Consider the following 18949-nt stretch of genomic DNA (forward strand, 5'->3'; position numbering starts at 1 on the left):
TCAAAACACAAGCAGTGATGGACTTCTTGTGAACATCCAAACCACAAGCGCGTTCGATCAGGACATCCATAACATTCACCTTTCTACGGCAATTGAAATTGAGGACTGGTGCAACAACCAGAAAAGGATTACTCTACCCCGCGTGCTTCCAAAAAGGAGCGACATACCGTGGTGCACCGTGATCGTCGTAGTCAGACTAACGGATGGGTTCGTGACACCATAGCGTAACGACCTTCCTCACCAGCCGTAAGAATAGTATAAAACGCCGCACCAAAATTTTCATTACTCTGTGGTGCCCCGAGAGGGGCATGGGTGGCTAACGGGAGAATAGTTGAATTGATTTGGGATATGATAATCAAAAATTGGATGGGGATGCATCAAGTTCGCAATTGCGGTGCTTGGTTTAGAAAGCCAATAATTATCAACTGGAGATGCGAATACTTATGCCTTATGCAAATATTAACGGTACCAAGCTTTATTATGAGACGTATGGATCGGGGATTCCGATCGTATTCATCCATCCTCCGTTGCTTACAAGCGCCAACTTCAGATATCAACAAGCGCAGCTGTCGGCCGAATATCAGGTCATTACTTTCGATATTCGGGGACATGGGAGCAGCCGTCCGTCGGATGTGCCCATCACCTATAAGCTGATTGTCGAGGATATGAGACAGCTCTTGAATTACCTGAAGATTGACAGGGCATTTGTAGCCGGTTATTCAACGGGAGGGTCTATTGCATTGGAGGCGCTGCTAACTTATCCCGGGCTTTTTATGGGCGGAATATTAATTAGCGCAATGTCTGAGGCAAGTGATTTTGTGCTGAGGAGCCGCATACGAATTGCGATCGGATTGTCAAGCTGGAAGCCGGCGGTTCGGCTGCTTAGGCTTGGGATTACGTGGGGGAATTCGGACAGTTTGAGTACCTTCCGTAATTTGTTGGAGGATTCGAAGCGAGGACATAAACGGAATATTCTCGAGCTTTACAAGTACAGTTTGAAATATAACTGCACCGATCGGCTTTCGGATGTAAAAGCACCTGTTCTGCTGCTTTACGGGGAGAAGGATTGGGGCTTCAAGCGTTATCGCAAAATACTCCAGCAGAACCTTCGTCGATCTAAGCTCGTTCTCCTTAAGGCGGAGAAGCATCAGCTTCCGACGAAAGCGGCGGACGAAATCAATGAAGCGATGAGACACTGGATTGTACAAGCAGTTGTGGACAAACAGACTAAACAGAAGGTCGATGAAATGGAAAACTCCATTCCGGAGGCATTTATTGTCGAGCAGAAAGCAACGGGAGAGCAATCGCAGTACTTGAAATGAAACGGCATGCCAGAACTCCATTGTCCTGCAGCCGACGCTGTTGATGCAATGGAGTTTTACGACATTTTCAGCTATCCGAAATCCGCATCAATAAATTTTGATATTCCTCATATTTGATTTCTCTTCGAGAGTACATGCCATCCAATATTTTTAGACATGGAGCATAGCTTTGCTCCACAGGCTGCTTACGCACAATCTGGAGTTGTATGGCATTATTGATAGGGGGCGGATGGTTATTTATCACTAATAAAATCGGATGAGAAGCGCAATACGAACGGTAGAATATTGCGATGGACAGGATATGGACTTAATATATGGTGTCGAGTGACAAGAACATACTTCCTTAAAAGTCGCGTAGTTGGGGCTTTTTTTATTTTAAGGAAGCAAGTTCTTGTCAAAATGAATTGACAAGAACTTGCTTCCTTAGCCGACTTGTGACAACAACATACCTCTTTAACGCGGTAGCTAATTTCATCGGATGCGGCCATGCAAGGCATGGAGTGCTCAAAGCAGTAAAGGAAACTACCATGGGCATGGCGAACGGACGGCGGATTCGATTTGTTCTGTTCGACAAGCAGCCCGGTCATGTGCACAAAGTGATGATGTTTCGGCGGGCCGCGGGCGGGGAAGAGTTTATGGTTCACTGGACGCATTATTCTTCATGTCGGGTGACATGAATATCTATACAAAGGAAGTCGCATACACTGCGGCTTTTCTATTTTTTGTATATAAGTTCTTGTCGTTTGCTCAAGACAAGAACTTCTATACAAAGCCGAATCAGGACAAGAGCTTCTATACAATCCCGTGAGCCAAAAGGTACACGAGTTATTAAAACTCCCTCGGGACACGATAGCTTAATAAAGAACTAAGACGCGGCTGCTGGTTACGGTGGATCAGACTACTACTAGCGGGATTGCTCCGGCCATATTTCAATTTGCCGAAAGGATTCCTACACTATGGAACCCGAGCAGGTCGTATGGTGATTATCGGACCATTTTATAGGAATGCGAGGATTGCGTATATAGTTGTATCTTGTACTACTACATACTTTGAATAAGGAGGAGTAATAAGTAGAAAAATATTCGATTCTTGCAACGACTCACCTTAACCCTACTTAAAGTGCTGACCATTATCCCAGGTTCAATATTCGCCGGAATGGGTGTTAATCAGGTCGCTAAGTGGTTCGGATATCAAGGGCAAAACTCAATTTATACACCTCTGACCGGTCTAGTCCTCGTCATAGTTCTATTCGTAATCCCTCGTACAGTAACGTACATGATTGCCATTAGAAGAATTCGAAAATACTTTCCCGTGACGAATGATGTCATCAGGGAACATTGAGTATTCTTTCTCGAAAATATCAATCAAGAAATTGTCTATCTCCAGCAAGCTGTGGATGCTTTAAGAAAAAGGGGCATGAAGGATGATAATAACTTCTTCTTCGAGGGTCTACAATCGATGAAAGAAATTAAAGCCAGAATCATCATCCACGACGAGTTGCAAAGGGAACATCTTAATTGCCTCAACCAAGTCTTTAACCGAGGATACCTTATAAAAAAGATGTAACTGGCCAAATCGGAGCGGATAGTCTCGCTCCGATTTTATTCACCCTCCAAAATCAGACACAGGTCGACATGAATTGTTATAATCGTCTTACTTTAGGAATAATCGGAGATCGGCGTCGATGAACAGTACCCAACAAAGGAACTACACAGACCACAACATTTTCAATGTACTCTTTCAGAATTACTCGGAGAAGATATACCGACTAGCTGGTAAATTTTTTGCGAACCAAACCGACCGAGAGGTTGCCGTTCAAGAGACCTTCCTGCGAGTCTACAAGAATATACATAACTTTGATAGAGCTAAGAACACTTCGGCATGGATATATCGGATCGGAACCAACATTTGCATTTGATACAATCTGAAGGAGAAAAACCCGCTATATCTTCAATTCTGGAGGACTGGGAGATCCGAATGAAATCATCGACAGCGTACCTTCCCCAATGATAACACCTAACAGTACGCTGTTAAATTTGAGGGAAACGAAAGTCTAATGCGGGCAATCAAACAGCTACCACAAAAGTGGAAGCCGTTCATTTACCAACGTTACATACAGATGTCACTGGAAGAGATAAGCATTGCGAACCAAATCCCGTTAAACACAGTTAAATCACGTATTCACCGTGCAATCAACCATCTACAGCGAGTTTTAAGAAGCAGTGAATTAAAGGATTGAGGCAAATTCAGTATCTTATCAATGATCTACAGTTCCGCGCTCGAAACTGAGCCAAATGTTTCGAATATCGAAAAAGTAAAATACGGTTGAACGAAGGAAAATGAGGAACTTGCTGTGAACTTGGGTCAAAATCTGAAAACGTGAGTATTTAAGAGAAAAGTGATTCTCCATAAAGGGAGGATAGTTCAGGTACTTCGCGAATAAATTTATGTATGTGTTTTTTACGAAGTTCGTAAATAAGGCGTTATATGAAACCTCCTAGGAGAGGTATCATTGAGAGGAGGCTAGCGACAATGTCATTCATCGCGGGAAGGCTCGTCACCGAGACGCTCGAGTACGATGGTGGTCGGCAAGTTACGGTGTATGTCCCTCCGGACCCGCCCCAGGCATTCGTGTTTGCCGGTGATGGTCAGTTGATCTCGCAGTGGGGCGGAGTCCTCGAGGAGGCCGTCGCACCGTCCACGATGATCATCGGCGTGCACCGACTGGCCGATGAGACACTGCGGCTCCATGAATACTCACCAGGCTTTAGCCCGGAACGATTCGCGGCACACGAGAAGTTCTTCGTCGAGGAAGTTCACCGATGGGCCCAGTCGCGTTTCGGAGTCACGCTAACTACCGAACGCACCGCGGTGTTCGGTGTATCCGCGGGTGGAGAGCTCTCGCTAGCCATTGGCCTTCGGCATCCGGACATCTTCGGTGCGATCTTCTGCGCCTCGCCGGGCGGGGGTTACCGACCACCTGACGTGATGCCGAGTTCGATTCCGCGCGCGTACCTCGTCGCCGGTACGCTGGAGCCGTTTTTCCTCGATAACGCGACCCGATGGGCTGCTGCGCTGCGCGAGGCAGGTGCGGACGTGGAAATGAGAGAGCGGGTCGCGTCACACGACGATGTGATGTGGCGAGAAGAGTTACCACTGATGGTGGCGTGGGCGTTTGGACGATAAAACATCCACCGAGCCCGGGTTAAGAGGGTTTGACTCGCATCCGCCCCGTCTACTCCGACGACATTACTGTTTATATTGCATGATTCACATCATAAAGAACAAGTTGAACGATATCTTACTTCATCATTCCGTTAACGGAGAACGATAGCTCAATAAAACAAATGAAGGATCTAGTAGTTATTGGATACGGTTTAAGAGGTTGTGGAGATGTTATAGACATATTGCAGCCCGTGAAATCGCCGTCGACCTCGTGACGAGGGCTTACTTAATCGACTGCAACTGACATGGTTGCCGCAGCTGACAAAGGAGAACGAAACAATGAAAAAGTACATACTCTTCGATCATGATGGTGTTCTGGTTGATACTGAATTCTGGTATTACAAATCGGGAGAACGCGCTCTGGCTGACATTGGATTTACCTTGGATAAAGATCAATACCTCCGCGACATGACCCAGTCATTGGGCACTTGGTCCCAAGCTAGGGCGGCAGGTATTGATGAACAGACCATCAGCAAGCAGCGTGAGGCCCGCAACGTCTATTATCAGGAATATCTAAGAACAGAAGCCATAGAGATTGAAGGCGTAGTTGAAACTCTAGCCGAACTGTCAAAGTACGTCCGCATGGCCATCGTGACGACTGCAAAACGTGCGGATTTTCAACTTATTCATGAAAAGCGCCAGATTAGACAATTCATGGAATTCGTCCTTGTTCGCGAAGACTACGAGCGCACCAAGCCGCACCCGGAACCATACTTGACCGGCCTAAAGCGCCTCGGAGCTACCAAAGAAGAGACCCTGGTTGTAGAGGATTCAAACAGAGGGTTGAACTCAGCCGTGGCGGCTGGTATCGACTGTGCTATTGTCCATAACGACTTCACAAAAACACATGACTTCTCACAGGCCAGCTATCGAATCAAGACTCTGATTGAACTAAAGGACATTATCCTGAATGTAACCTGAGAGAGCATTCGCCAGCGTGTCCCGTACTCACTTTAAAAGTGAAGAGCATTGCGGGCGGGTTGGGTGTCATCTTCTGGACTGGTGCTCTAAAGGGGAGCCTCCTATACTCTTCAACTATCGAGACCCCCGGGATTCGCTGCTGTCCCTTGTCAACTATCTCCTTCAGCGGGTGTCGAGTGACAAGAACATACTTCCTTAAAAGTCGCGTAGTTGCGACTTTTTTTCATTTAAGGACGCAAGTTCTTGTCAAAATGAATTGACAAGAACTTGCGTCCTTAGCCGATTTGTGACAACAACATACTTCCTTAACCGCGGCATCTTATTTTCTCAACTAACTATATGCGTGAACGGTAGCACAAACGAAATTGAAAATAGCCGTTAGAGCCAGCAGTTATTTGGTAATAAGGTAGTCTAATCACTCATGGTCGCTCAACTAACGGGCAGCATTCCTATAATGGAGAAATACGGGGTTTGAGAAACAGAAAAGCTCCTTGGTATGATGTTAATGGGTCCTGGATGCTAGCCAGCGAAGGGATCCAAAACAAAACCAAGGAGACTACAAAATGCATTCTACTCAAAATGAATGAATCAATCAAATCACTTCTTCTACACTAATTGTCGGTGTAGACTTCGCAAGTTCAATCATGTGGGTCGTGAACAAGACTGCCGCGGAGTCGAATGCGGGAAGCCACGAAAATTCGTAATCACCTGTCGACTGACCTGCGCGTGGTTCAAGGACGTGTCCATAATTTGGAGCAATGCACATCTTTCGCTATAATGAACATGTATGCGTCTTCCGTCATGGAAACTCGTTTTCCGTACGAAACGAGCATGTTCTGGCCCTTGCCGATACTGAAAAAATGCAATAGAGGAGGATTTTCATGGAGATCATCTATCATGGCCATTCTTGTGTCCAATTGAACGCGAATGGCAAATCACTCGTCATCGATCCGTTTTTGCGCGGCAATCCGCAAGCGGTGACAAAACCGGAGGATATACTGGTGAATGCGGTATTGCTTACTCATGCCCATACCGATCATATCCTTGATGCAGAATCGATAGCCCAAGTTAATGCAGCCCCAATCATTGCGATGCATGAGCTGGCTACCTTCTTCAGCTGGAAAGGGCTAGAAGCGAGAGGCATGAACTTGGGAGGAACGATGGATCTCGGCTTTGCGAAGGTTAAGATGATTCAAGCCTTCCACAGCTCAGGCATCATTTTGGACGATGAAAAGCGGATCATTTACGGTGGCATGCCGGCCGGCTATATTGTGACGGCTGAAGGTTTCACAATCTTGCATGCCGGTGATACCTGCTTATATGGAGATATGAAGATGATCGGAGACCGCCACGACATTGACGTTGCGTTCATTCCGATTGGTGACTGCTTCACGATGGATCCAGACGATGCGCTTCAGGCGGCAGAATGGTTCGGTGCCAAAATAGTCGTGCCTATTCACTATGACACGTTCGCGCCGATTAAGCAGGATTCCGTTTTATTCGTCAACCGGCTCGCGGATAAGGGTTTCGCCGGACGCAACATGGCACCGGGAGAACGATTTGTGCTTTAACAGATAGACTGGCAGCAAAGGAGTGTACTTCACTTTTGTTTATTACGTGGAAGGTGTAGTCATTCATCCTAATACGACGGGACACGATAGCTTAATAAACGACTAAGACACGGCTGCTGGCATGGATCGGCAGCCGCGTATTCAGGAGGGTCATATAAATGGGGAAGACATTCTGCAAAAGAACTAAAAAGATAATGGTAAATGGTTAACAATTCCACTGTGTTATTAATGAATTCCCCAGCAATAAATTCGTGAATTTTAAGGTTTATTCATCAAAAAAATCCGTTGTTTTGGAACCGCAGGAAACAGGGTTTGTAAATCCCAGCAACTCTCCATCGACGGAGCGAACTTCCGCACGTGCCCAAACGTAGTCGCGATTCTTCCAATCGAATGTCGCCATGAATGTGCCACCGCCATCACCAATTTCAACCGTTTGTACCCGTTCGCCATTCTCGATCCAATGCAATTGGCCTGCATTCATTCCACTGATGCTCAAATGACAGCGAACAATGCCATCGGCAGAGGCTTTGATACCTTCCGTCAAATCGAAGCCGGGCAACTGTACGCGGGCTACTGATATCCAAGTGGGATAACGCAATCTGCCAAGTGAGTTCCGCTGTGGGCATTCATGCTGCCTTGCAAGGCTAATTCCAGCTCTTTTTTCTTTTCTTCAGTGTCCGCCGTGCAAAGGCCGCCAGCTTTTCTGGATCTACTTCGCCCTCGATCATGTTACCTATCATATCGCAGCTGCTCACGCGTAGAATGGAGTAGATTGCAGCGGCAGACTGCACCCCAGCAACTTTCGTCTCACCATTTAGAATCCAATATCCCTCATGAACATAACTGGCGACACTTTATAGATGTCCCTCATTGCCGTACCGACTCGAACAATACGTCGATGTTGCCGTTGCGCCGAAGCACTTCCATGTCGGCAACGAGCGCGAATTCTAGTTCATTATCCAGCACGCAATAAGCATCTATTCGTTTGCCTTTCCCAATAGTCTTGAGGATAGCTTCTAGCAAACTTACTATATCCTCAGTAAAGAGGACGGCGCGGCGGTTCGGAGCTTTTACACGGGGTTTGAACGAAATGAGGAGCACTGTAAATAAGCCGGTTTTCCTGAGCGCTAAGGTAAACCGGCTTACATCGAACTAATTGATAGACGGTAATCTAGCCGATCAAGCACGAGCCGCGGCCGGTTCTTATATTGGGTACCGTATTTTGAACGGCTGTTCCAATTTCCCATTTTGAGACTGAGGTTTTGGTTGAGATTATTAAGAAAGCTACAGGAAAAACTGTCGCTGAAATCGTTAGCAAACGAGTGTTTAAACTTTTAGGATTTACTCAAACGGAGTGGAGAACAGTAGGGAAAGAAATAAAGATACAGCGTGAGTACTTGCTTTGTGGGGGAACTTGCATCGGAATAAGGGAGCTATATACGGGCTAAACACTCAAATGTATCTTAATGACCAAACAAATGATCAACAATCAAAACTCAAGGCTGCCAATGGACTCGGCGCCCTTTTGGAACGAGGGTAGATCATTTCAAGTCAAATACCGCACGGTAAACATCTGTTGCGGTTTGACGACATTATTTATTAATTGTATACTAAATATAGAAGGGAAATGTTTACAATAGGAGGGTATCATGGCTAAGGTTAAAGCAGCTCATCAGGAAAATGTAAGAGCGCAACAGGTTTATGCGAAACTACTTACGGAGCTGGCGGATTTTCCAATTTCCTTTAAGCTTGCAGGCAAGTCGTATAAGGGGTTTAACGACGAATTCGCTGTAAGTGTAAATCGGAAGCCGCTAGAAGGCTTTAAGGAAACGGCTACTGTCACAGCTGCACACGCATCCGGCTTGGTTGTAACTGTTCACACGGCATTTTACCCACAATATGCTGCTTACGAGTGGACAGCGTGGTTTAAGAATACTTCCTCAGAAAATATCGGGCCGCTTGCAGATGTTAACGGTGCCGATGTGCTGCTGGAAGGTTATAATCCGGTATTAAGATATTTGCTTGGGGATGGAAGCGCAGATGGAGCGGAGGCACCGTTCAAGCCGCATGTTATTACGATGACCTCGCATATGGCGCTCGATTTTACTTGCACGTCAGGACGGGCAACGGAAGGGAACTTCCCGTATTACAATCTAGAGCATGGCGATGGGGGTACATTACTTATCGTAGGCTGGCCTTCACAGTGGAGAGCTCGGTTCTCGTATACGTATGGAAATATGCATTTTACGGCCGGGCAGGAGAAGGTTAATGCGATCTTGTATCCAGGTGAGCAAATTCGTGCGCCGCTTATGGTGTTCATCGTCTATGACGGTCGTGATGATCTGAGAGTATCGAACCTTTGGCGTCGCTGGTATATCGATTGCAATATGCGCAAGATTGATAACAAAATGTTCGAGCCGGTTGTTTCCGGCGGTACGTCATGGATTTATGAAGAAATGATTAAAGCAACGGATGAAAATCAAATCGCAGCCATCAAAACCTATGCGGAAAATGGCATTCAGCTGGATTATTGGTGGATGGATGCGGGCTGGTATTATAAGCGTGATGGAGAAACGCTCGACGTCTGGCTACCGACAGGCTATTGGCATGTAGATAAACACCGTTTTCCAAGCGAGTTTGCCGATATTGCCGATTACGGAGCGACGGTTGGCACGAAGATGTTACTTTGGTTCGAGCCTGAAGTGGTGCGAATGGAGTTAGATGAGCTGACAGAGGGTGCAGTCAAGCGCGAATGGCTCGTTGGCAGTCATCGGGAAGACTTTGGAAAATCCGGCGTTCCCGAGTGGTATTTAGTTGACTTCGGTAATGCGGAGTTCCGGAAGTATTTCTTCGAGCGGACGACTTCCATTATTGATAAGGGGAAAATTGCATTATATCGTCAAGATTATGGGATTTATCCACTGCCGATTTGGGAAAAGGCGGATTCGCCCGATCGGATTGGGATGACAGAGAACTTGTACAATCAAGGTTATTTGGAATTTTGGGATGCACTCATCGAACGTTATCCGAACATGATGATCGATTCCTGCGCTTCGGGTGGCCGCCGCAATGATCTGGAAAGCATGCGCCGCTCGGTTCCGTTGCATAAGACGGATGCGGATTATTCGAATTTCGCCGTAAAACACAGCATGCACCAGTCGTTGTACAATTGGCTTCCGTATTATGGAACACCGGTGACCGGTCCAAACTATGCGAATCCAAACGACAAATATGCGATCCGATCGGCCTTTATTCCGTGGATTGCGTTCGGCTTCGATGTCCGTAAAGATAACGTGGATTGGAATTTCGTTGCCGGTCTCGTAAATGAATGGAAGCAATTTAATCACTTGTTTTATGAAGACTATTACCCGCTTCTTCCGTGGAGCCGTTCCGAGCAGGACTGGGCAGGCTGGCAGTTCATTAATTCGGATACCGGCGAAGGGGTTGTGCAATTGTTCAGACGTGAGGAAAATGAAGAAGCGCAGAAGACGATTAAACTCCATGGCTTAGATGCAAAGGCGAAATACGAGCTGCGAGATTTGGATCGCGGTGTAACGTTTGCGTCGGGTAAAGAACTGATGGAAAAAGGTTACTTGGCCGCTCTTCCCGAACCGAGAAGCAGTGCGGTTGTGTTGATTAGGCAAGTTTAGTGAATAAGGCGAGTGCGCCCGGGGGATCTTTCCCCGAGGCGCAGTTGATCTCTTAGTTAATGACTATTATCAATTCGCCGCCAACTTCGAGCTTGCTTTGACGGACAGCATGGAGCGCAACGGCCGAAGGCTCAACATGTGCACCTTGCTCGTAGAAGATGCTGTCTGAATTTTTGGACCATATTTTCTGTTGCAGCTGCGAAGAATAAGCCTATTGTCACAAATATACGGGAAAGTAAGTCACTTTCTCATATTAGTGTCCCTAAACAGTAATGTCATCTGAGAAATAGCTTCATGTTCACTTCCTAAAGAAATAACAAGGATTAAACTACCACCCATTAATAATTGCCACAAGGTCATTTTCAATTTGTCATGAGATTGTCCATTTTTTTTTGTATACATACTTGCACAAGCCAAGAAGAAGGCAGAAGCTATAATAATAATCTTACCTAACAACGAGTCATTCCAAGATAGATGCATTATCGTTGGGCCCAATATGAATAAAAGACCAATTGCTCCAACAATGAGACCAATAACTTTATTTAGAGTTAAATATTCATTTAAGAAGAATTGTGCTAAAACACTAATAATAATAGGCATCGTATAAACAAGTACAGATGATATGCCTGAATCTACAAATTGCAATCCATAAGTGGATAGAGCATAATAACCAACACACATAGATAAGCTTAGATAAAAAAATGGAAGCCACTCTTTTTTATTTGGTAAGATTTTTTGTCTTTTTGCTAATAAAAGTAAAAATAAGGTTGCTGTTCCTATTAAAAGTCTTGATGCTGAAAATAGAAAAGGAGGGATATCCTCTAGCCCAATTTTAGCTGTAACCCATAATAACCCCATATTCTTAATTCGATCCTTTATAATTTATTATTAGATTCTTTTGATAAACCAACCTTTTCGAAAATGCTCGTCTTTTACTACTATTATTGCTGATTCATGGAGAGAAACGCTTAAGGACGCAAGTTCTTGTCATTTAAACATGTATGTCTGTCGGATGACAAGAACATATATACAAAGGAAGTCGCATACACTGCGGCTTTCTATTTTTTGTATAGAAGTTCTCGTCGCTTGCTCAAGACAAGAACTTCTATACAAAGCCCAATCAGGACAAGAACTTCTATACAATCCCGCGAGTCAAAAAGTATACGAGTTATTAAGCTACCCCGAAAATTACTCTTAGCGCAAACCTAAAAATGGCAGCACGAAACTAAGCCCAGCTTTAATGGTTTTTTTAAAACTGTGCTTCTTAGGAATTTATGAAACATTTGGAAGTTAAGAGGTTTCCGAGGTAGAGAGCGCGACTTGAAAACCAAGATTCTCGAGCTTTCGTACGGTGGGCGTACCAACCGTATCCAATTGAATTGTGCAAATGACAGTCAAACTTTACTTTGAACCGTTGGTGGAGCCAATTTTTCACCCAGATTCGTATAGGTACAGACCAGGAAATCCGCAATTGATGCGGTGAGAGTGACGCGAACACGGTGTTGGCGATATGACAGGGTGCTGGAATTTGACATCAAAGGTCTGTTTGACACATCGACCACGAGCTACTCATGAAAGCAGTAAAGAAGCATACGGACTGCCCGCGAGTCATCCTCTACATCGAAAGATGGTTAAAGCGCCGTTTCAAAGAAGGGTGGGAGTGAAAGAGAGAGGATGTCCGGTACGCTGCAAGGCGGTGTCATCAGATTGCGAATCTGTTCATGCACTGCACGTTCGACTTAAACATTCCTGTTAAGGCTAAGAAATGCCTTTTGCAATAAAGGAGCCCCTCGGTATGATGGGTTTGTCCAAGGGTTAATTAGGGATGAAGTAATCGGGTAATGCTATTCTGCCTTTTGCCGCTAGTTTAGGGTAACCAAATGTAAGGATTGAAAATTGTGACTATTGGCCTAAAAGGGCTGGAGGCACAGCCTTTTTTTTTGAGGAAAGAATGCCAAGTTGCGAAAATGAATTCTAATCGAGCTAAAGTGAATACAATTATTGATAATTTGTATATAATTCTTTATTAAAATCGACATTATACAACCAATTACCAACATATTATAGCGATGTAGACTATAAGTGGTTAATGTTGACAATATCAAGATAATAAATTATAGTATAAATCTCCTGAAGCGCTTACACGAAACGGGGATGACAATATCCCAATTCGTCGAATGCTGCCTATTTTTCATGAAAATCAGGATGGAAGATTAATAAAGTTTGCCTAGATAAGGGGGCTGAGTATGGCGGGAGTATCGTTCAAACACGTGTACAAGCAATATAAATCCGAACCTCGGCCATCGGTAATGGATTTCAATCTGGAGATTGAGGATGGGGAATTTCTCGTCTTGGTAGGTCCCTCAGGCTGCGGCAAGACGACGACGCTGCGCATGCTGTCCGGTCTTGAAGAGATATCCAAGGGCGAGATCTACATCGGCGACAAGTTTATTAATTACGTGTCCCCCAAGGACCGTGATATTGCGATGGTTTTTCAAAACTATGCGCTCTATCCTAATCTGTCCGTCTATGAGAATATGGCGCTGGGGCTGAAGCTGCGGAAGACGGCGAAGCACGAAGTCGAAGCCCGCGTCAAGAAGGCTGCTCGCATACTGAGCATTGCAAGCCTGCTGGAGAAGAAGCCAAGCCAGCTGTCCGGCGGTCAGAAGCAGCGGGTGGCACTCGGCAGGGCGATCGTCCGGGAGCCGGAGGTCTTCCTAATGGATGAACCGCTGTCCAATCTCGATGCGAAGCTGCGCGCCCAAACAAGGGCGGAGTTGATCCATCTCCACCAGGAGCTCCGGACCACGACCGTTTATGTGACGCATGATCAGACGGAGGCGATGACGATGGGGTCGCGAATCGTGGTCATGAAGGATGGCATCATTCAGCAGGCGGATACGCCGAAGGTTATCTACGGCCATCCTCGCAATGCCTTTGTGGCAGGCTTCATAGGCTCGCCCTCCATGAACTTTCTGGAAGGGTCAGTCGTGGCGGAGGATGGCAAATATTATTTTCACAACAAGCGGTTCCGATTGGAAATTCCGGAGAAATTCAACGCATCGCTGAAATCGGCAAGATTAAATAAGATTATACTGGGCATCCGCCCTGAGCATATCTTGACCGAGCCCGAGGCCGTAAGCCGGAGCAGCAACCGGATTTCGGCGACAATCGACATTACGGAGCTGATGGGTTCCGATACATATGTGTACTTGAAGCTGGGGGATGACATGGTTATATCCAGAGTCGTGGAATCCAGTACCCCCTTCGAGGCCGGAGACAAGCTGGAGATTGCCCTGCAGCTGGAGAAAGCCCACTTGTTTGATGCAGGGACCGAGCTCAATGTAATGAATGTTTAATAAATAGCGGGGGTACACGATGAAGTTGCGAAAGCCTATAGTTTATTTGATTCTTTTCGCTTTTATCGTAACGTTCTATGTGATTCGTTCCAATACCGGGACAACGGAGGCCTTTCCTGTTATTCCGGCTGAGGCGATGTCAATTGAACCAGCGGATGGAAACGACGTTGCTTATTATGTTGAGACGTTGCGGTCGATGCAAGAGAAGGCAGTCCCATTCTATTCGGGTCAGGATGTAGAGATTGAGGTGGACCAATTTACGGCAGCCTCGAACGAAGCAAATATCGCGGTCGTAAACGATCCCGAATTGAAGCGCAACACGCTGGCATGGCAGAACGGAATCGGCTGGGTGGAATGGATGGTCGATGCTCCGCAGGAAGGGTTATACGAGATCGAAGTGCTATATCAGGCAGCGGAGAAGAGCAGCAGCTCTGTTCTTTACGATTTGTCGATTGATGGGCATTTGCCTTTCTCAGAAGCAGGGAACATCGAATTTACGAAACGGTGGAAGGACAAGACGGTACCGTATCAGAAGGATGAGATCGGTAATGAGATTCGCTCACTGCAGGAGGATATTCCAGGCTGGGTAACCACAAGACTGATGAATTATTCACTATCCTCCGAGCCACTGCGGTTCCATTTGACCGAAGGGCGCCACACCCTTCGATTTACCAGTTTGAATGAATCCATGTCTTGGGGAGCGATTCGATTAGCTGCACCGGACCGGCTTCCTTCTTATGAGGAATATGAGGCAAACCACTCGACGAAGGCAGGTGGAACAGACGCATCATGGTATTCCCGTATCGAAGCCGAACGTTATGGGTACAAATCGCATCCGGCTATCCAGACGGGAAGCCATAACGAACCGAATGTGTCCCCCGATCCCAAGGGACGGATCGTCTACAATGTCATTGACGGGAACCGGTGGAAGAATCCGGGTGAGTCGATCTCCTGGATGCTTGAGGTGCCCGATAACGGATGGTATGAGCTGGATGTGAAATACTCTCAACGGTTTCAAGGGAAATCCAACGTTTATCGTACCTTGTATATCGATGGTCAAGTTCCATTTCAGGAGATGCAGCATTATGCATTTCCCTATAACGATAAGCTGGAGGTATTCACGATCGGTGACCGTGGTGGTACGCCGTATCGCTTCTATCTGGAGAAAGGCCGGCATGAGCTCCTCATGGTCGTGGATACGTCACTGCTCTACCCGTCCTGGCTGTCGCTGCAAAGCATCGTAGGGGATTTGTATACGCTGGAGCAAAGGCTGCGGAAGCTGACCGGCGCTTACGGCGAGAACAGTGGAGACGTGAACAGGACTTGGGATATGGCCGGTTCCTTTCCTGATCTGGAGAAGCAGCTGACAGATCTTCGCGACCGACTGGAGAAGACTGCCGATTACTTGAACGGGCTGAACCAGAACAGGACGGATGCGACGATTTCACTTCAGATCGGAACCGCGATCTTGGAGGACTTGCTGTCGGACAGCAACCAAGTACCCAACAAATTGGCGAAGTTTTCCGATTTGCAGCAAAGAATCGGCAGCTGGATGGATGCCTTCTCCAAAGGGGCGATGACGGTCGACTACCTTATCGTACGTGCTCCGTCCGCCAAGCCGGAAGTGAAGGAAGCGACGTTCTTAAGCAAAATTCCATACACAGCCGTCAATTTTGTGCGCACCTTCTATTTAAAGTATGATACGCAGCACTTGTCCAAGCAGGATGAGCTGGAAATATGGGTTGGACGGGGCAGAGATTATGTCAATCTGCTGCAGGAGATGATTAATCAGAGCTTCACGCCGACGACCGGAATACGCGTGAAAGTCAATATGATGCCGGATGCCAATGCGCTGACATTAAGCAATGCCGGCGGCGATCAACCGGATGTGGCGCTTGGCTTGCCGCAGGATATGCCGGTCGATTACGCGATGCGCGAGGCCGCACTGGATTTGACCGCCTTTGGAAACTTCCCAGAAGTCGCGGCACGATTCCACCCTGGCGCGATGCGTTCCTATACCTATAAGCAGGGTATTTACGCGCTGCCCGAGACGCAATCGTTCCCGCTGCTCTTCTATCGCAAGAGCGTCATGAAATCGCTTGGCTTGGAGATACCCGATACGTGGGAGGACGTCATCAAGATCATTCCGGCTCTGCAAGAAAACGGGATGAATGTCTACCATAACCCGAAGGATTACATCGGATTTTTCTATCAACACGGCGCTGAGCTGTATTCGCCCGACGGTCGCAGACCGGGCTTCGATACGGAGCAGGCTTACAAGGCCTTCTCTCTCTGGACGGATCTGTACAGCAAGTACGATCTGCCGAAGGAGGTGCCGGCATTCTTCCAGCATTTCAAGCAGGGAGACATCCCCATGGGTGTGGCAGACTTCAATACCTATATTCAATTGCTCGTATCCGCTCCGGAAATTCGAGGCGATTGGGGAATTGCAGCAATGCCTGGCGTGAAGCAAGCCGATGGAACGGTAGCCCGCTGGGCGGCGAATGGCTTGACGTCCGCAATGATTCTGCGGAAGAGCGAACGGAAGGATGAGGCTTGGGCATTCCTGAACTGGTGGACATCCGCTGATACTCAGCAGCAGTACGGAGTCAACATGGAATCCTTCTTTGGTGTGGAATACCGGTGGAACACCGCTAATATGCAGGCTATAGGAAGCATGCCGTGGCCTTCCGGCGATATGCAGGCGATCAAGGAGCAGAATCGGTGGGTCCGGAACGTTCCGTTCTTGCCCGGGGGCTATTTCTTGGGCAGGGAAATGGAATTTGCATGGAACCGTGCCGTCGTGGAGATGGTGCCGCCGAAGGACTCGCTGGACCGAGCCTACACTTCACTGGAGAGGGAAATGCACCGCAAGCAGCAGAATCTGAAGCTCCCGGAAGAGCAGAGTCTGGCCTTCCCATCCGTTGCCGAGCCGTTTGATTGGAGGGGAGCTCAACAATGAAGCCTGAATTGGCGAGAACGCATACTTCGACATTAAAGGCCGGGGCACAGCCGGTCAGGGCATTGAAGCGAATATGGAACGAACGGATGGCTTATCTGTTTATGATGCCGTTCCTGATTAGCTTCATTGCCTTTATCCTGATTCCGGTCATCATGGGAATCCTAATGAGCTTCACCTCCTTCGACGCCTTCCGGTTTCCGGAATTCGTCGGGTTTCAGAATTACATTGCACTGCTGACGCAGGACACTGTGTTCATGAAATATGCCATTCCGAATACGTTGAAATTCGCTTTCTTCGTCGGACCGATCGGCTACCTGCTCAGCTTTGGGGTTGCGTGGCTCATCTACCAGCTTCCCAAGGATGCGCGCGACATCATTACGCTGGCTTTCTACGCGCCTTCGATGGCCGGTGCAGTCGCCTTGACGGTGGTCTGGCAGGCGGCATTCAGCGGGGATTATGTCGGTTATCTGAACAATTACCTGCTTCAGCTTGGACTGATTGAGACGCCGGTATTGTGGCTTCAGGATCCGAAGTTTCTGCTTCATATTATGATCATAGTTACAGTCTGGATGGGGTTCGGGGTCGGATTTCTGGCCCTGCTCGCCGGTTTCGATACGGTCAACAAGGAGCTGTACGAGGCGGGGAAAATCGATGGAATCTCAAACCGTTTGCAAGAGGTGTTCTACATCACAGTCCCTTCCATGAAACCGCAAATGCTATTCAGCGCGGTCATGGCCATCGTGGGAACGTTGAAGGCGGGTGCAATCTCGACTCAACTGACGGGTTTGGCGATTACACCGCAGTATGCGGGGCATCTGGTGTTGAATCATATCGATGATTATGCCTTCATCCGTTTCGAGCTCGGCTATGCCTCCATGGTATCAGTCGTTCTGCTAGTGATCTCATATATCGCGATGAAACTCAGTTACCGGCTGTTCGGCTCGAAGGACGGTGAGTAAGATCGCATTCATAACCAAACTAAGACGGATGACGATGTTCGAAAAGCTGCTGCTGCTTGTTTTGGGGGCCGTTGCGGCATTCCTGTCACTGCCGATCGTTTTCATTCTCAATCATGCGTTCAAACCGTTTCACGAGCTGTTCTTGTTTCCGCCGACGTTTCTGGTCCGGCAGCCGACGCTGACGAACTTCTATGATTTGTTTCTCAGATCGGCCGATTCGATTGTGCCGTTCTCCCGATACTTATTCAATAGTATCATCGTGGCGGCGTTCACGCTGACGGCTGTCATATTGTCCAGCAGCATGGCGGCATACGTGCTGTCCAAGATCCGCTTTGGCCCGAAGAAGATCGTCATGGGCGGCATTATGCTTGCCTTGATGTTCGCACCTGAGACAGTGTCCATTCCGCGGTATCTGATCATTAGCTGGCTGGAGATAAACGATACCTACTTCGGTCATATTCTGCCGTTCATTGCGTCGCCGGTAGCCGTATTTCTCATTAAGCAGTTTATTGACCAAATTCCGAATGATCTGTTGGAGGCCGGCAAGATTGATGGGGCCTCCGAGTTTCAAGTGTTTATTCGGATCGTCGCCCCATTGACGATGCCGGCGCTTGCCACGGTCGCTATCATTACGTTCCAGGGGGTATGGGGAGATACTCAGGCCTCCACCTTATTCATGCAGGATGAGACGATGAAGACACTGCCGTACTTCGTCATGTCGCTGACGAGCGGGATGGCCAATACGGTCGCGGGTCAAGGAATGGCGGCGGCAGCGGGACTGCTCATGTTCCTGCCGAATCTTGTTCTATTTCTCTTCGCCCAGAAGCGGATCATGGAGACGATGGTGCATTCCGGCGTGAAATAATCGGCAAGGAACGAAGCTTGAAAATATATAGAGTGAACAAAGAGCGGAGCAGGATGAAATTGATTTCGGAGTAGCGATGGCAGTCGCCTTGTCAACACAGCATTGCGTCTGCTCA

Annotated in this window: 15 protein-coding genes; 12 read left to right on the plus strand and 3 right to left on the minus strand. The window is 47.4% G+C overall.

Features of this window, described 5'->3' with window-relative positions; all coding sequences use genetic code 11:
* From NNL21_RS31910 to NNL21_RS31930, 7 genes are all read left to right on the plus strand, one after another.
* Nucleotides 1-223 (plus strand): hypothetical protein (locus NNL21_RS31910; RefSeq protein WP_256555620.1); only part of this gene is annotated, 223 nt, incomplete at its 5' end.
* A 220-nt stretch (nt 224-443) separates the two neighbouring features.
* The gene (locus NNL21_RS31915; RefSeq protein WP_204822204.1) at nt 444-1322 is read left to right on the plus strand and encodes an alpha/beta fold hydrolase; all 879 of its coding nucleotides are present in this window, start codon (nt 444-446) and stop codon (nt 1320-1322) included.
* 1684 nt (nt 1323-3006) lie between these two features.
* Nucleotides 3007-3240, plus strand: a complete 234-nt coding sequence (locus NNL21_RS36900) for a sigma factor (protein ID WP_204822205.1) — start codon at nt 3007-3009, stop codon at nt 3238-3240.
* A gap of 138 nt (nt 3241-3378) precedes the next feature.
* Nucleotides 3379-3561 (plus strand): sigma factor-like helix-turn-helix DNA-binding protein, encoded by a 183-nt coding sequence (locus tag NNL21_RS36905; RefSeq protein ID WP_204822206.1) that lies wholly within the window; start codon nt 3379-3381, stop codon nt 3559-3561.
* 293 nt (nt 3562-3854) lie between these two features.
* Nucleotides 3855-4508, plus strand: a complete 654-nt coding sequence (locus tag NNL21_RS31920; protein WP_204822207.1) for an alpha/beta hydrolase — start codon at nt 3855-3857, stop codon at nt 4506-4508.
* A gap of 318 nt (nt 4509-4826) precedes the next feature.
* Nucleotides 4827-5468 carry an HAD family hydrolase gene (locus NNL21_RS31925; protein ID WP_204822208.1) on the plus strand — a complete coding sequence of 214 codons (642 nt, stop codon included), beginning with the start codon at nt 4827-4829 and terminating at the stop codon, nt 5466-5468.
* 881 nt (nt 5469-6349) lie between these two features.
* Nucleotides 6350-7039: a metal-dependent hydrolase gene (locus tag NNL21_RS31930; RefSeq protein WP_204822209.1), complete on the plus strand. Its 690-nt coding sequence runs from the start codon at nt 6350-6352 to the stop codon at nt 7037-7039.
* 265 nt (nt 7040-7304) lie between these two features.
* Here the strand turns inward: NNL21_RS31930 and NNL21_RS31935 are convergent, their stop codons facing one another.
* Together NNL21_RS31935 and NNL21_RS31940 are read right to left on the minus strand one after the other, a co-directional pair.
* Nucleotides 7305-7520 carry a hypothetical protein gene (locus NNL21_RS31935; RefSeq protein ID WP_204822210.1) on the minus strand — a complete coding sequence of 72 codons (216 nt, stop codon included), beginning with the start codon at nt 7518-7520 and terminating at the stop codon, nt 7305-7307.
* Nucleotides 7521-7906: 386 nt separating this feature from the next.
* A complete protein-coding gene (locus NNL21_RS31940) occupies nt 7907-8062 on the minus strand; it encodes a hypothetical protein (protein ID WP_204822211.1) in 156 nt (51 codons plus the stop codon).
* Between the two features lie 626 nt (nt 8063-8688).
* Here NNL21_RS31940 and NNL21_RS31945 point away from each other — a divergent pair.
* Entirely contained in the window at nt 8689-10689 is a 2001-nt protein-coding gene (locus tag NNL21_RS31945; protein WP_204822212.1) for an alpha-galactosidase, read from the plus strand.
* A gap of 240 nt (nt 10690-10929) precedes the next feature.
* On the opposite strand, the gene NNL21_RS31950 is transcribed toward NNL21_RS31945, so the two are convergent.
* Nucleotides 10930-11547, minus strand: a complete 618-nt coding sequence (locus NNL21_RS31950) for a DMT family transporter (protein WP_204822213.1) — start codon at nt 11545-11547, stop codon at nt 10930-10932.
* A 1388-nt stretch (nt 11548-12935) separates the two neighbouring features.
* On the opposite strand from NNL21_RS31950, the gene NNL21_RS31955 reads away from it, so the two are divergent.
* The 4 genes from NNL21_RS31955 to NNL21_RS31970 are packed head-to-tail and all read left to right on the plus strand — an operon-like array spanning nt 12936 to nt 18834.
* Nucleotides 12936-14048: an ABC transporter ATP-binding protein gene (locus NNL21_RS31955; protein ID WP_204822214.1), complete on the plus strand. Its 1113-nt coding sequence runs from the start codon at nt 12936-12938 to the stop codon at nt 14046-14048.
* Nucleotides 14049-14067: 19 nt separating this feature from the next.
* Complete coding sequence (locus NNL21_RS31960) at nt 14068-17010, plus strand: extracellular solute-binding protein (RefSeq protein ID WP_204822215.1); 2943 nt, start codon at nt 14068-14070, stop codon at nt 17008-17010.
* Nucleotides 17007-17969 carry a carbohydrate ABC transporter permease gene (locus tag NNL21_RS31965; RefSeq protein ID WP_204822216.1) on the plus strand — a complete coding sequence of 321 codons (963 nt, stop codon included), beginning with the start codon at nt 17007-17009 and terminating at the stop codon, nt 17967-17969. Before NNL21_RS31960 ends, NNL21_RS31965 begins: the two co-directional genes overlap by 4 nt.
* Nucleotides 17962-18834 (plus strand): carbohydrate ABC transporter permease, encoded by an 873-nt coding sequence (locus tag NNL21_RS31970; protein WP_256555621.1) that lies wholly within the window; start codon nt 17962-17964, stop codon nt 18832-18834. Before NNL21_RS31965 ends, NNL21_RS31970 begins: the two co-directional genes overlap by 8 nt.
* Nucleotides 18835-18949 lie beyond the last annotated feature (115 nt).

The sequence above is a fragment of the Paenibacillus mendelii genome (assembly GCF_024498075.1).
Lineage (GTDB): Bacteria > Bacillota > Bacilli > Paenibacillales > Paenibacillaceae > Paenibacillus_Z > Paenibacillus_Z mendelii.

Excerpts from the sequence above, each read along its gene's own strand:
- NNL21_RS31945 (WP_204822212.1), top strand. The coding sequence starts at position 8,689 with ATGGCTAAGGTTAAAGCAGCTCATCAGGAAAATGTAAGAGCGCAACAG.
- NNL21_RS31950 (WP_204822213.1), bottom strand. The coding sequence starts at position 11,547 with ATGGGGTTATTATGGGTTACAGCTAAAATTGGGCTAGAGGATATCCCT.
- NNL21_RS36905 (WP_204822206.1), top strand. The coding sequence starts at position 3,379 with ATGCGGGCAATCAAACAGCTACCACAAAAGTGGAAGCCGTTCATTTAC.
- NNL21_RS31965 (WP_204822216.1), top strand. The coding sequence starts at position 17,007 with ATGAAGCCTGAATTGGCGAGAACGCATACTTCGACATTAAAGGCCGGG.
- NNL21_RS31915 (WP_204822204.1), top strand. The coding sequence starts at position 444 with ATGCCTTATGCAAATATTAACGGTACCAAGCTTTATTATGAGACGTAT.
- NNL21_RS31920 (WP_204822207.1), top strand. The coding sequence starts at position 3,855 with ATGTCATTCATCGCGGGAAGGCTCGTCACCGAGACGCTCGAGTACGAT.
- NNL21_RS36900 (WP_204822205.1), top strand. The coding sequence starts at position 3,007 with ATGAACAGTACCCAACAAAGGAACTACACAGACCACAACATTTTCAAT.
- NNL21_RS31935 (WP_204822210.1), bottom strand. The coding sequence starts at position 7,520 with ATGAATGCAGGCCAATTGCATTGGATCGAGAATGGCGAACGGGTACAA.
- NNL21_RS31960 (WP_204822215.1), top strand. The coding sequence starts at position 14,068 with ATGAAGTTGCGAAAGCCTATAGTTTATTTGATTCTTTTCGCTTTTATC.
- NNL21_RS31925 (WP_204822208.1), top strand. The coding sequence starts at position 4,827 with ATGAAAAAGTACATACTCTTCGATCATGATGGTGTTCTGGTTGATACT.
- NNL21_RS31930 (WP_204822209.1), top strand. The coding sequence starts at position 6,350 with ATGGAGATCATCTATCATGGCCATTCTTGTGTCCAATTGAACGCGAAT.
- NNL21_RS31955 (WP_204822214.1), top strand. The coding sequence starts at position 12,936 with ATGGCGGGAGTATCGTTCAAACACGTGTACAAGCAATATAAATCCGAA.